Below are 13,652 nucleotides of genomic sequence, written 5' to 3' on the forward strand. Positions count from 1 at the left end.
AGTCTAATGAGCCCGGGAAAACGCTTCAGGCAGGTTGTTGCTGCCAATCATCCGTTGCAGATTGTCGGTACTATTAATTGTTATTGCGCCATGATGGCGGAGCAGGTTGGCCACCAGGCGATTTACCTTTCTGGCGGCGGTATTGCCAATGCCTCTTATGGCCTGCCGGATTTGGGGATCACTACGCTGAATGATGTGTTGGAGGATGTCCGTCGGATCACTGCCACAACAGAGGTGCCGCTGCTGGTGGATATTGATACCGGTTTTGGCGGCGCGTTCAATATCGCCCGCACTATTAAGGAAATGGAGCGGGCCGGAGCTGCGGCTGTTCACATGGAGGATCAGGTGGCTCAGAAACGCTGTGGACACCGTCCCAATAAAGCCATTGTCAGCCAGGGGGAAATGGTCGACAGGATAAAGGCGGCAGTCGATGCCCGAACGGACGATGACTTTGTCATTATGGCGCGAACCGATGCACTGGCGGTGGAGGGGATGGGCGCGGCAATTGAAAGGGCTGTCGCTTGTGTTGAAGCCGGTGCCGATATGATTTTTCCTGAAGCAATTAATACGCTGGATCAGTACAGGGAATTTGCTGCTGCCGTTAAGGTGCCGATTCTGGCCAATATTACCGAGTTTGGACAAACCCCGCTGTTCGGTTGTGATGAGTTGGCAGAATGCGGTGTTGATATGGTGCTGTATCCGCTTTCAGCCTTCCGGGCTATGAACAAAGCCGCGCTGAATGTGTATCAGCATCTGAAATTAGAGGGACACCAGCGCAATATTATCGATCAGATGCAAACCCGTGATCAGCTGTACCATTATTTGGGTTATCACGACTATGAGCAGAAGCTCGATAAGTTATTCAGTGATAAATCATAATTACCACCCTTCCTTTAAATATTGAAATACAGGCAAGTCAGTATTTCCGTTTATTAGTGGGAAGACAGTTTATTTAGTGGGAAGCCCGAGAAAAAATATTTGTAACCGCTGCTGTTATCGGGCGGTAGGGTAACTTTTTGCCTGAAGAAAGGCGGGTAATAAAGATAACAGTGAATATTTATTAATAACGTGAGTCACAGAAGAGAGAAAGGAGTCTGCTATGACTGCGATAGCCGTAGCTGATAAGAAAAAGGATACCCCGTTAAACAATAAGCCACTGGGCGGTGCAGGCCTTCGTGGCCAGAGTGCCGGGATAACAGCGTTATGCACGGTTGGTAAAACCGGAACCGGACTAACTTATCGTGGTTATGACATAACCGATTTAGCCAATTATGCCGAGTTCGAAGAAGTGGCTTATCTGCTGTTTAAGGGCAAATTACCGACTCAGGCTGAACTTGATGATTATAAACAAGTGCTGAAAGATGTTCGTGGCCTGCCACCGGCATTATGTCAGGTGCTGGAGGCTATTCCTGCTGATGCTCACCCGATGGATGTGATGCGTACTGGGTGCTCTATGCTGGGAAATTTAGATCAGGAGCAGGATTTCTCTGAGCAGTGGGAAAAGACTGACACCCTACTTGCCATGCTACCGGCCATTATTTGCTACTGGTATCGCTATAGTCACAACGGTATCAGGATTGATACTGCCAGCAGTGAACAGGACAGTATCGGCGGTTATTTTCTCGAAATGCTGACAGATAAGGCCCCGTCTGAGCTGCACAAGCAGGTGATGCACTGTTCACTGGTGCTTTATGCCGAGCATGAGTTTAACGCCTCGACTTTTACCGCCAGAGTCTGTGCGTCCACTTTATCCGATCTCCATTCCTGTATTACTGCCGCGATTGGGAGCCTGCGCGGCCCGCTGCACGGCGGGGCTAACGAAGCGGCGATGGCCATGATTGAGCAATGGCAGACGCCGGATGAAGCGGAAGCCGGGATTATGCAGATGCTGGATCAGACAGAAAAAATCATGGGATTCGGCCATGCAATTTATCGCGAGTCCGATCCGCGCAATGCTCTTATCAAAGCATGGTCGGAGAAACTGTCAAAAGATGTCGGTGACACCTCGCTATATCCGGTTTCTGAACGTGTTGAACTGGTCATGAAGCGCGAGAAAGGTTTGTTCTGCAATGCCGACTTTTTCCATGCTTCGGCTTATCACTTTATGGGCATTCCTACCAAATTGTTTACACCGATTTTCGTTATGAGCCGGGTGGTGGGCTGGGCGGCGCATGTTTATGAGCAGCGTGCCAACAACAGGATTATCCGTCCGAGTGCGGATTACACCGGGCCGGAACATCAGGAATGGCTACCAATAGAAGAGCGTAGTTAGGGCTGGTTGGATGCAATCCAGAAAACGAATTGAGAAGGGATTAACACGATGAGTTTGAATGTAGATATTAATGAGCGACCGCAACCGGATAAGCTACTGGTACAGATTGCAGAGTATGTTGCTAATACCGAAATTGAATCACAGGAAGCTTATAACATTGCCCGCAACTGCCTGATGGATACGTTGGGGTGTGGTTTGTTGGCGTTGCGTTTTCCTGAGTGTACCAAGCACCTTGGTCCGATTGTGTCAGGAACTAGTGTCCGAAATGGCGCAAGGGTTCCGGGAACCTCCCATGAGCTGGATCCGGTGATGGCGGCGTTTAATATCGGCTGCATTATCCGCTGGCTGGATTTCAATGACACCTGGCTGGCGGCCGAGTGGGGACATCCGTCTGATAACCTGGGCGGCATTCTGGCCACTGCCGATTACCTCAGCCGTGTTGCTGTTTCGCAGGGCAAAGAGCCGCTGATCATGCGTGATGTGCTGACTGCGATGATCAAAGCGCATGAGATCCAGGGTGTACTGGCGCTGGAAAACAGCTTCAACCGTGTCGGTCTGGATCATGTGTTGCTGGTGCGTGTCGCATCGACTGCTGTGGTTACTAAAATGCTGGGTGGCAATCGCGAGCAGATCATCGATGCGGTTTCCCAAGCGTGGGTCGACGGCTGCTCGCTCCGTACCTACCGTCACGCCCCGAATGCCGGCTCTCGTAAATCCTGGGCGGCCGGGGATGCCACCTCACGAGCGGTGCGACTTGCCATGATCACGATGAAAGGGGAAATGGGGCTGCCGTCTGTGCTGACAGCTTCGCAATGGGGTTATTACGATGTGCTGTTCAATGGCGAACCGTTTCAGGTCAACCAAACATTCAATAGCTATGTGATGGAAAACGTACTGTTTAAGATCTCTTTCCCGGCAGAGTTCCATGCTCAGACTGCGGTGGAATGTGCGATGGCTTTGCATGAAAAGGTGAAAGACAGGATAGATGAGATTGATCGAATCGAAGTGACCACCCATGAATCGGCTATCCGGATCATCTCCAAGGTTGGTGATCTTGCTAACCCAGCAGATCGCGACCATTGCCTGCAATACATGATTGCAGTTCCGTTGCTGTACGGCGATTTGGTAGCAGAGCACTATGAAGATGAATTCCATCAGGGCGATGAGCGAATTGATGTTCTGCGCAATAAGATGGAAATCATCGAAGACAAACGCTACAGCGCCGAATATCTGGAAGCAGACAAGCGTTCAATCGCTAATGCAATTCAGGTCTATTTCACAGACGGTTCTTCGACCGAGAAAGTGGCAGTTGAATACCCGATAGGCCATCGTCGCCGTCGTGAAGAAGGGATCCCGGTGCTGGAGCGTAAGTTTATGTGTAACCTGCAAACTCGTTTCCCGCTTGCAACCTGTCAGGAGATTTTTAATTTGTGCAGTGATCAGGCCTGTTTGGAGGCAACACCAGTAAACGAATTTATGGCGCTGTTCGTGATTAATTAAATTTTTTTGTGATCTTGATCATCCTCATTTTCTGCACTATCAATAAAAACAGTGTATTGCGAAAAGGAGGGTGCTATGCAATTTAACCTGATTATTGTGCTGTTCGCGTTTGCCGCTCTGGCGTTGGATAAGCTATCGATGTTTGATGATAAGCCTGAGCGATACGTGAATGCCCCTGTCGATATTTCACCATCACTGGGGCCATCTATGGAAAGAGTTAATGCACAGTCAACGTCAACAAAGAAGCAGCCAGTAGTGAATAAACAAGTGGCGAATAAACAAGCGCTGAGTGTTCCCGGAGAAAGTAATAGTGCAGATCAGTATGAACAAAAGATGTTTCCGACAATGCATCAGGTGGTTCTTGGCTCGGTGGTTGTACCTGTAGAGTATTAAAAAAGCCGCATTAAGCGGCTTTTGGGTATTGTTTTAAAAACGAATTTTTTTTCTCAGTAGTGACTGAGATTGTTTTTTAAGTTTTTGCCTAACCAGTTTGTTGTCTTTACTCATCGTAATGACTCTGTGCGCTCCTTGCATGCTTAACTGACGTTGTAACAAATTCAGGGATGAATGATTATTTCTTGCAAGAATGGATTGAAAGTTGTGATGTGAATCGCAAATAACAATTCCCAGGCGAAATATATCGCATAAAGGACTTAATGGGTGAGAGGTTGTGGTCGTTTTAATTGCAGATTTTTTTAATATTTCTCTAGGCTATCACGGAGATCAATCAGGGGTTGCTGGCTGACTTCAATGATACTTCGGGCAGGGCGATCCAGCTCGACGATCAATGTGAGCACCAAGGAAAAGGCCAGTGCAAAGGGCAGTGCTGCAACCAGTGTTCGGTCTTGTCCTTGGGAGCCAACCTGTATTCCGTTAAGGGCAATGGTCAGAAAAGTGAGTAAGCCGAGGGTAAACCAGATACTGGGCGGGATCCGCCCTCGTATGCCTTTATTGACTCGTTCTGTGTGGGTATCAATAACTTCATTTAGAGATTCTATATAAAGGCGACTTTGACCTGTTACGCTTCCATGATGTGCTGCTGCGGCTTGTTGCCATAATTGCTGTTGGATGTCTTCGCTGATACGGATTACTTCATTGACTCTAGCTTTTCGCTCACTTTGTTGTTCAACCACTCTCAAATCCACATATTCTTTCAGTAATTCCCTGCTATTGCTGCGGTAAGGCTCGTTGAGTAATTCCGTGCGCAGAATAGCTGTTCCAACTTGATTAGCTTCGTTTAACACTAGCTGCTTCCTTATGTCGTTTTTGGCTGCGGCCATACTGAATGTAATGGCGAGAATGAATGCCAGCAGGCTGGCAAGCCCGGTAGCCATGGGAGTGATGGTTTTACTGATTTTGTTCGGTAGAAAAAGTTGAGCGAGGCGGTAGCCAAATTCAAACATCAGCAGAATTGTCCCGAAGATAAGGGCGAGAATAATGAATATTGAAAGGGAGTCGATGAAAGATTCCTGATACATAAAATTGCCTTTGTTGCTTTGCTTTTTTTGTAGGTGTGATTTTGGTTTTGTGAATGTAGCAATAGCGATCAATGCAATATGTTTAAGATACACACCTTGGTCAAAAGTATAGCGGCTCACTGGGAGGGAGTGATGATCACTTGAGAATATGAAACAAAATGTGTTCAGTCGGATTTCTCGATTGAGCTTTTATCTTCTATGGTTTTTGTATAACCACCCAAAAATTTTCATTAACGGCATCGTTCTGACTGCCATCGCGGTAAAGGAGAAATCTATGGGATACAAACACGTATTACTTGCGCTGAATTTGGATGAAAACGCAGAGTTTTTGGTGCTAAAAGCGGCGGAGCAAGCCAGGATTAATCATGCTTTGTTCAGTGTGATCCATATTGACCCAGATCTCGGACATCTGGATGAAGGGGTACGTGAGTATGATGAAGCGAATCTCGATGAAAAAGAGCATTATGAATCCGTGCAGGCGATGAAGCGATTATTGCGAGGATGCAATTATCCTGTGTATAAGCACTTGTTTTATACTGGTTATATTGAAGATCAGATGAACAATGCTATTGAAGAATATGATGTTGATCTGCTGGTGCTTGGTCATCATCAGTCGACAATCTTCCGTCAGTTGATGTTGTCTCTCACCGAACCTCTTGTCAGGAAAATGCCGTGTGATATCCACTTATTGAAGTTAGAGACATAACAACAGGCTCGTATCGGGGTTAAGCTTGTACAAGGTGCGAAATGTTCTTCCATCGATAAACATATTCAGTTACCTCGCTGCTGTCCGGGGCTTGCCATAACTGTGTTTTGGTATGGCTTGCGCCTAGTTTTTTATAAAAATCCTGAGCGGCCTGATTACTAGCCAAAACTTCTAAGTACATACCTCTATCTGGATCTTGGCGATACGATAAATTTGCAGCTGTTTGTAACAGTTGTTTACCTAGTCCCAATCTTTTGCTGTGCTTCTCGATGTGCAGGTTTTCGATCAGTGTCCCCCACTGAGGATGGTTATTTAAATAGAAACAGATAAACCCACATATTACGCCGTTATTAGTGGCGATGAATATTCTTTGGTTAGCTGATGGAAAAGTCAATCGATGTTGCCAGACTTTATTTCTATCTAGGTAAATATCGTGTTTTAGATAAGTGACAGATAATTCTTCCACATAAATTTCTTGCCAGCTTTTGGCATGCAATAGGGCTATTTTTTCTATGTCTTTTCTTGTGGCAACTCTTATCTCCACATTCATTATGCCTTTATCTCTGGGTTATTGATTAATTTTAGTTTATTGCTTGGGCTGTTGGTAATCAGTTCAATAGCTTTAGTGGGAAGGGTAAATTGGATTACTGTGATCTGACTAGGACTTTTGATTATTTGAATGACTATCTTGTTATTATGAGCTTTTGCTACTGTGCAATATAATTCACTTAAGAAGTAGATAATAGTGAGTAAAAATATGAAGCCAGGGGAAACAGGACTAAAGCGTGTAATTGATGCAACCGGTTACTCTATTCAGGGGCTGAAGGCTACCTGGAAATATGAAGAAGCCTTTCGGATGGAAATGATATTGCTACCAATACTGACCTGTATCACGTTCTTCATGCCGGTGACAAAGCTTGAGCAGTTGTCCATGGTTGCCAGTTTGGTTTTGGTTATTATTGTTGAGTTGCTCAACTCAGCGGTTGAGGCTGTTGTTGATCGCATTGGACATGAGCATCATGAGTTGTCAGGAAGAGCTAAAGATATTGGTTCGGCTGCCGTATTTGTTGCGATGCTCCTGGCTGGGTTTACCTGGCTTGTGGTTTTATTTGGATAGTTTATCGCGTTGATTATTGAATTAATTATAATCAACATGATAGATTTTTTATAAAAAAACTAGTAGCTTGGACTATATCTAACGCTTGATGATTTATTAAGTTCAATTTGATGAACGTAATGTATTAAGCTGTTCTGGATATAGCCCAGTTATTGGTGAAATTATTACATTCCATTTCAGCATCAGTAATACTTTTGTTCTTGATAAAAGTATTGTTGGATTTGTATTTTGGACATTGAGTCCGAGAAGGTGGGCAATTTATATCAACACAATGATTGCTTTTGTCGGTTGATTTTATCATCGGTTGCATATCAATATAAGACATTGAATTCACAGTGTATTGGTGCGTATTGATTGTGTTTGATTATTTTTGAATGTGTGCAAATACTTTGAATCCAGATCAATAAAGTTTCCGATTATGTAATTATTTATCAAATTGTTATTTACACATATCTTTTGCGAATACATTATCTCTGCTTTTATCGATGGTGAAGCGGGAGACTAGTCTCTGGTATAGGTATATGTGGAAAAATATAAGTAATAAAAGTATAGGTTTTCAATTAAAGTTTGCGATCAGCTTTTTGTTGCTAATTGCGTTTAGTTTAACAGCTACTGTTGTTTATCGAAATTCGTCGGATATTTTATTAAAGCAAACTATGACAGAACATCAGGCAAAACTTGATGCGCTGGCTGTTTCAATTGCAGGTCAGTTTGACGTTTACCTGGAAAATGCACGCGAATTGGAAAGTGCATTTCGAAATGGATATTTACATGGTTTGAGATTTACTGGCGAGAATGTCAGCTTCTCGGGGCATCAGGTGCAGAATATATTACAAGACGGAGAATCGATGATTAACAACACTGATGTTGTTGATCGTTTCACTCAAGATACTGGTGCCATTGCGACACTTTTTGCGGCATCGGACAGTGATTTTGTTCGAGTGTCTACCTCTTTGAAAGATAATGCAGGCCAGCGCACTTTAGGTACTACTTTAGGGCAGAGCCATCCGGGCTATCTAAAGTTGAAAGGCGGTCAGCCTTACTATGCCGAGGTGGAGCTGTTTGGTCGTAGTTATTTGACTTTTTATAACCCAATTAAAAATATCACGGGACAGATTGGGGCGGTTTCTTTCATCGGTATTCCGATGGACAATGCATCTAAAGCGATATTTGCCAGCGTGGCGAAAGATACTTGGGGCGACACAGGTTATACCATCGTTGTTGATAATGACAGTAAGTGCCAGGGCGAGTACCTATACCACCCGACTAATAAACTGAAAGGTTCAAAGATTCAGGATGTTGCTGATTACAATGGCAAAAAGCCATTCGGTGCAATTTTTGAATCTCAGAGCGGTATTCTTACTTACCCGTATGAGCACAATGGTAATATTGGTGACAAATACCTTGTTTTTACCGAAGTACCGGGTTGGAACTGGAAATTGCTGGGTGGTACTTTTATTGATGAAGTGACCAAGGGTAGTCAGCAGCTGTTGAACATTATTGTAATGGTCGCTTTGGCTGCCGGTGTTGCGACTTTCCTGATCCTGAGTCTGTTCTTGAGCAAGTTAACTCGTCCGCTGACGACGTTGACTGGTTATATGGATCGCCTTCGTGAAGGTGAAGTGACATTGTCGATGGAGTCAGGTAATGCAAACTCCGGTAATGAGATTGAGCGCCTGACCTACGGTGTATATTCAATGGCAGCCAAGCTGAATGAATTAGTTAGCGATATCCGCGGCACCAGTGAATCGGTGAATGGGCAGGCGAGCAGTGTTTCAGAAGATGCGAATCACAGCCTGAGCCAGGCTGATGTTCAGCAGGAGCAAGTTGAACAGGTAGTAACGGCTATCGAAGAGATGGCGTCTTCGGCGCAGTCGGTCGCTGAACAGGTTGAGTCTATTGCTGAAAATGTGCGTTCGGCGAATGAAGAAAGTGCATCAGGTTCTGAACTGGTTTCGCAGGTGAGTATTGAAGTCGCTAATCTGAATGAGCAACTGGTTCAGTCGGCAGAGGCTATCGATATGGTTAGCCGTGAAAGTGACAACATCCAGTCTGTTACCCGCATGATTGATGAAATTGCTGAGCAGACTAACCTACTTGCTCTGAACGCGGCTATTGAAGCGGCTCGTGCCGGTGAGCAAGGTCGTGGTTTTGCGGTTGTTGCCGATGAGGTTCGTACGCTTGCTCACCGTACTCAGGAATCTGTTAAGGAAGTGGTTAGTATCATCGAGCAGCTCCGTGCCTGTACCGGTAGTGCTGTAACAATGATGTCGGAAAGCCAGGAGAGAGGAAAACTGGTAACCGAGCAGGCGATGCAGGCTGGTATTGCCCTTGAAGGGATCTCGACTCAGGTAACTGAGATTGCGGCTCAGGCAGAAACCATTGCTGCGACATCTGAGGAGCAGGCTCAGGTCAGCCAGGAGATTGCAATGAATGCAACCGAGATCAGCAACCTGAACCGACAGGGGCGTGAAATCGCCGCTCAGACATCGCAGAGTGCGACTAACCTTCAGGAATTGTCTGAAGAGCTTAAACAGCAAGTAGGCTACTTCCACTAAGCGAATATCTGAATGTTACTATTTCGATAAGATGAAAGAGAGGCTCCGGCCTCTCTTTTTTTTGTCATTTTTTATCTTGCTATTTTCGCTAAACAATAAGTGATCAGATACCCACACGTGACGCTGTCACTGATTGCGTTAGGTGACGCACGTTCGTGGTGTTTATTGAAGCACTGGGTTGGTGCATGGTGTGTGGCCGCACCAATTAAGAGCGTTCGCTGCGCCTCTATTTTTGGGTGGTGGTTTGCAATTTATTGATCATTTATCCGAGCGCACAAAATCCGTGCATTTATCTACAGATCTAATTACTTATAAAACAGTTAATTACCTTCCGATTTTACTCTAAAGCCCAATTTGGTTCCCAATGATGGATGAACTGGCGCAGAACCTGCTCTATCAGTGTTGCAACATGATTAACCAACAAGGATGTGGAGACGTTTGTGGACGACATCAACAGCGCGGTAGAGATACTGATCCAAAGTTCGAATATTTTATTTATTTTGATGGGAGCCATTATGGTTCTCGCGATGCATGCCGGATTTGCTTTTTTGGAAGTGGGGACCGTCAGGCAGAAAAACCAGGTTAATGCCTTAGTGAAAATTATTGCTGAACGTGCTCGTTTTTATCCAATGCTGATTGGCGCGTTCTTCACTGTTGGCGTGGTATACCCTTTCTTTGAAGGGATAGTCTGGAACGGGAACTTCGGCTTTCAGGACTGGCTTGAAGCGACTTTTGGTGCCGGGTTCCATGATTTTGCAGGCTCGGTTGTCGTAGCCTTACTTGGGCTTAGGAATGGGCGTTATCGCGGTGGTCGCTTAGTTGCATTTGCGCCATCTAATATACCGTTGTTGGCCTTGGGGGCGTGGATCCTGACGATTGGCTGGTTTGGTTTTAATGTGATGTCGGCACAGACGATGGATGGCATCAGTGGTTTGGTGGCAGTGAATACCTTAATGGCGATGGTCGGCGGGATCGTGACATCGTTGTTTGTCGGAAAGAATGACCCCGGTTTTATTCACAATGGCCCTCTGGCCGGTCTGGTGGCGGTTTGTGCCGGCTCGGATTTGATGCATCCGGTTGGAGCCCTGGTGACGGGGGGGAATTGCGGGCGCACTGTTTGTGTGGCTGTTTACCTATATGCAGAATAAGATGAAACTTGATGACATACTGGGTGTTTGGCCGTTGCATGGCGTTTGCGGTGCTTGGGGGGGGATTGCTGCGGGAATTTTCGGTAGCGAAGCGTTTGGCGGTCTTGGCGGTGTCAGCATGGCGAGCCAGTTTATCGGTACTGTTGTGGGGATTGTTGTTGCGGTTACGGGATCTGCGGTTGTCTATGGCATCATTAAGAAGACGGTTGGATTGCGTTTGACAGATGAAGAAGAATACAAAGGCGCTGATTTGTCGATTCATAAGATCGGTGCGGTGAACGAAGACGGATAATCATAACAGAGATCGGTTATTGTCGTTAGCGAATGACTGGTGACATAGCGGATGCTTATATTTTGAAAAAACAATGATGCTATTGACTATATCTTTCCAATTGATGCCTGACTCGGTCAGGCTTTTTTTATTTTTCTATTCATGGAAATGAAAAAATATAACAATTGAGTTCACAGTTAATAAGTTAATTTAGATCTTCTGCCAGAAAATTAAAATCTTTACTAGAAACAATGAGTTTTATTATTCAACAATTATCTCTATCCATTCAGATTTATGTCATTGAATAGACTCTAGCTATCAAGGTGTTGCATAAATTACCCTCTATTTGGATATGCATTGTTTGCATAAAAAAGACGTCATATGGATCGTGAGTATTTTCACAAAATGTCTGTTGATTATCTCTTAATCTCTCTCTTGTTAATTTTATTTATCAAGAAGATACGATCTAAATACCCAAGTAAGAGGGAATATCAATGAAAGGCAGTGATATGCGTAAATCACCGTTGGCTATTGCATTATTTGCAGTTACAGCATTAGCTGGCTGTAATGATGAAACAACCAATGTTATCGAACAGCCCAAATTCACGACAGATTCTGCTGTTGCTATGCGAACAGTATTTTCTGATTACCAAAAGGCAATGGATACATTGGATAGTACGAGCTTCGGTCAAATAAATGATCAGATGGCATCATCATGCCAGGCTGTCGATCGCTTATATCTTGATAAGCTAGAATCTATTAATCGTGATTCTTTATCTGATGAAAATAAGATTTATTACGATACTTTCCGTTTCGACCGTAATATCGCAATTCGCGGTGCATCACTGCCTAATACACGGTTTGGTAATTTTGCTATTCCGATTACCCATTTTTATAACTACATCAAATGGAATGCCGAGTATGTCGGAGCTAAACAGAGCAAGCTAGAAGATTATCAGCAGCATATTCAGGTGGTGCGTGAATTTACTGCCTGGGTTAATAATCTCTATGCCCAATATTCGATGGGGCAAGTTGAGCATACTCAGCTACCGAAAGTGCTAACTGAAAGACTGGTGACAAGTACTGAAGAATCAGTCGCAGCTCATGATTATCAGGTATTGAAAGAAGGGCTTGCTGATATTAAAACGCATTCCGGCTATGACACTGAATTTTACGATGAATACGAGCTGGCTGTGGGTGATGCAGTCAGAGCGACTACTGAGCTGATTACCTATCTGAAAGGCGGTTACATGACAGCCGCTCGGGGTGAGGGAAGTTTGGATGATCGCAATATTGGCTGGGGTGATTTGCCTAATGGGCAGGCTTGGTATCAATGGCATCTGGACCGAAATAGTACGACCGGGAAACCTGCAATGGAACTCAATCGACTGGGTGAAGATCTGGTTGCTGATGCCAAAGCTGAAATGGAACGTGTAGCGAAAATCCTTGTTAAGAACCGCGGAAAAACGGTTGAAGCTGACTGGCGCGATGACAAAGGAGTTGTAAGTAAGAAGACATTTGTATTGGAGGACGCTGACGGAAACATTAATTTGACAGCATTTTTCGCTTTCCTAAATAGCCAACAGTTCTTCTATGGTCGTGATGGTCGGACGATTTCCGGTACTGTGCACGCTGAGGCCTGTAAAACTGCATCAGATATATCGGCCTGTGAAGCGGCTTTGACGGACTACTATAAGTTCAAGAACGATGCCAATGATGTGGTTGCCCGGTACTTTAAGCCGATAAAAACCGATTACAGCATTGTGCCAATTCCGGCAGATGGCGAACTATATGAAGGGGTCGCATCCTACGGGCAAAACGAGTTTAATCTCAATACAAACCCTGACTATAGTTTGCAGAAGTGGAATGTTTCGACTCTGCTGTTGCATGAGGCAGCACCGGGCCACCACTTCCAGAATGCCTATTCGCTTGAGTATCCGCCAGCGAATAAGCCTGACTACATCAAAGGTGTCAGTTACACCGCTTATGCAGAGGGGTGGGCGCTTTACACTGAATGGCTGGGACTGGAAATGGGTATCTATGGTGAGTTAGATGCCAATGGTAAGCCGACATTTGTTAACGGTACAGGCATGTGTAAAGAAGACCTTGATTATTCTTCTTTCCAGGGCGGTATTTACAACAATGCTGAAGAGTGTAATGCGCTGCAATATTTCGGTAGCCTGAATGAAGCTCAGCTACGTAATATGCGCCTGGCCGTTGATACTGGTATCCACGCTAAAGGTTGGAGTATTCAGGAGGCGCGTGACTATATGCGTGCTAATTCTGCATTGGGAGACGGAGATATCGAGTCTGAAAGTTTCCGTTATGCGGCTTATGTCGGCCAGGCTGTTTCCTATAAATCCGGCTATTTAGTGATTAAGGAAATGCTGGATAAAGTGAAGGCTGAATTAGGCAATGACTTTGATTGGGCCGAGTTCCATGACCAGCTCTTGAAATATGGTGATCAGCCAATGGAAGTGGTTCAGACTAGTATTGAAAACTGGATCAAATCAAAGCATTAATTCACACTGGTAATTCATTGTGAAATCAGCCCCTGCGACAAAAAGCGGGGGCTTTTCTGTTTTTGGTTATGTAATTTTGT

10 protein-coding genes and 1 pseudogene are annotated in these 13,652 nt (G+C 44.9%); 9 read left to right on the plus strand and 2 right to left on the minus strand.

Translation table 11 applies throughout. From position 1 onward, the window contains the following. The first annotated feature begins 6 nt into the window (after positions 1–6). From prpB to Q0852_RS19665, 4 genes are all read left to right on the plus strand, one after another. Positions 7–879: a methylisocitrate lyase gene (gene prpB, locus Q0852_RS19650; protein WP_299021080.1), complete on the plus strand. Its 873-nt coding sequence runs from the start codon at positions 7–9 to the stop codon at positions 877–879. 220 nt (positions 880–1,099) lie between these two features. After that, the gene (gene prpC / locus Q0852_RS19655) at positions 1,100–2,272 is read left to right on the plus strand and encodes a 2-methylcitrate synthase (protein ID WP_299021082.1); all 1,173 of its coding nucleotides are present in this window, start codon (positions 1,100–1,102) and stop codon (positions 2,270–2,272) included. Positions 2,273–2,320: 48 nt separating this feature from the next. Further along, positions 2,321–3,772, plus strand: coding sequence for a bifunctional 2-methylcitrate dehydratase/aconitate hydratase (locus tag Q0852_RS19660; protein ID WP_299021084.1), 1,452 nt, complete (start codon positions 2,321–2,323; stop codon positions 3,770–3,772). Between the two features lie 75 nt (positions 3,773–3,847). After that, positions 3,848–4,165, plus strand: coding sequence for a hypothetical protein (locus Q0852_RS19665; protein WP_299021086.1), 318 nt, complete (start codon positions 3,848–3,850; stop codon positions 4,163–4,165). A gap of 302 nt (positions 4,166–4,467) precedes the next feature. Here Q0852_RS19665 and Q0852_RS19670 read toward each other — a convergent pair whose 3' ends face one another. Continuing rightward, positions 4,468–5,250, minus strand: a complete 783-nt coding sequence (locus tag Q0852_RS19670; RefSeq protein ID WP_299021088.1) for a hypothetical protein — start codon at positions 5,248–5,250, stop codon at positions 4,468–4,470. A gap of 274 nt (positions 5,251–5,524) precedes the next feature. On the opposite strand from Q0852_RS19670, the gene Q0852_RS19675 reads away from it, so the two are divergent. Further along, positions 5,525–5,956, plus strand: coding sequence for a universal stress protein (locus tag Q0852_RS19675; protein ID WP_299021091.1), 432 nt, complete (start codon positions 5,525–5,527; stop codon positions 5,954–5,956). 19 nt (positions 5,957–5,975) lie between these two features. On the opposite strand, the gene Q0852_RS19680 is transcribed toward Q0852_RS19675, so the two are convergent. After that, positions 5,976–6,506, minus strand: a complete 531-nt coding sequence (locus Q0852_RS19680) for a GNAT family N-acetyltransferase (protein WP_299021093.1) — start codon at positions 6,504–6,506, stop codon at positions 5,976–5,978. A gap of 207 nt (positions 6,507–6,713) precedes the next feature. On the opposite strand from Q0852_RS19680, the gene Q0852_RS19685 reads away from it, so the two are divergent. The 4 genes and pseudogenes from Q0852_RS19685 to Q0852_RS19700 all read left to right on the plus strand — a co-directional run bounded on the left by Q0852_RS19685 (position 6,714) and on the right by Q0852_RS19700 (position 13,572). Further along, positions 6,714–7,073 carry a diacylglycerol kinase gene (locus Q0852_RS19685; RefSeq protein WP_299021095.1) on the plus strand — a complete coding sequence of 120 codons (360 nt, stop codon included), beginning with the start codon at positions 6,714–6,716 and terminating at the stop codon, positions 7,071–7,073. 521 nt (positions 7,074–7,594) lie between these two features. Beyond that, complete coding sequence (locus Q0852_RS19690) at positions 7,595–9,631, plus strand: methyl-accepting chemotaxis protein (RefSeq protein ID WP_299021098.1); 2,037 nt, start codon at positions 7,595–7,597, stop codon at positions 9,629–9,631. Between the two features lie 428 nt (positions 9,632–10,059). Further along, positions 10,060–11,071: pseudogene (locus Q0852_RS19695) on the plus strand (ammonium transporter). A gap of 473 nt (positions 11,072–11,544) precedes the next feature. Next, positions 11,545–13,572, plus strand: coding sequence for a DUF885 family protein (locus Q0852_RS19700; protein WP_299021100.1), 2,028 nt, complete (start codon positions 11,545–11,547; stop codon positions 13,570–13,572). The last annotated feature ends 80 nt before the right edge of the window (positions 13,573–13,652 follow it).

This window comes from uncultured Photobacterium sp. (assembly GCF_947502415.1).
Classification (GTDB): domain Bacteria; phylum Pseudomonadota; class Gammaproteobacteria; order Enterobacterales; family Vibrionaceae; genus Photobacterium.

Excerpts from the sequence above, each read along its gene's own strand:
- prpB (WP_299021080.1), top strand. The coding sequence starts at position 7 with ATGAGCCCGGGAAAACGCTTCAGGCAGGTTGTTGCTGCCAATCATCCG.
- prpC (WP_299021082.1), top strand. The coding sequence starts at position 1,100 with ATGACTGCGATAGCCGTAGCTGATAAGAAAAAGGATACCCCGTTAAAC.
- Q0852_RS19660 (WP_299021084.1), top strand. The coding sequence starts at position 2,321 with ATGAGTTTGAATGTAGATATTAATGAGCGACCGCAACCGGATAAGCTA.
- Q0852_RS19665 (WP_299021086.1), top strand. The coding sequence starts at position 3,848 with ATGCAATTTAACCTGATTATTGTGCTGTTCGCGTTTGCCGCTCTGGCG.
- Q0852_RS19670 (WP_299021088.1), bottom strand. The coding sequence starts at position 5,250 with ATGTATCAGGAATCTTTCATCGACTCCCTTTCAATATTCATTATTCTC.
- Q0852_RS19675 (WP_299021091.1), top strand. The coding sequence starts at position 5,525 with ATGGGATACAAACACGTATTACTTGCGCTGAATTTGGATGAAAACGCA.
- Q0852_RS19680 (WP_299021093.1), bottom strand. The coding sequence starts at position 6,506 with ATGAATGTGGAGATAAGAGTTGCCACAAGAAAAGACATAGAAAAAATA.
- Q0852_RS19685 (WP_299021095.1), top strand. The coding sequence starts at position 6,714 with ATGAAGCCAGGGGAAACAGGACTAAAGCGTGTAATTGATGCAACCGGT.
- Q0852_RS19690 (WP_299021098.1), top strand. The coding sequence starts at position 7,595 with ATGTGGAAAAATATAAGTAATAAAAGTATAGGTTTTCAATTAAAGTTT.
- Q0852_RS19700 (WP_299021100.1), top strand. The coding sequence starts at position 11,545 with ATGAAAGGCAGTGATATGCGTAAATCACCGTTGGCTATTGCATTATTT.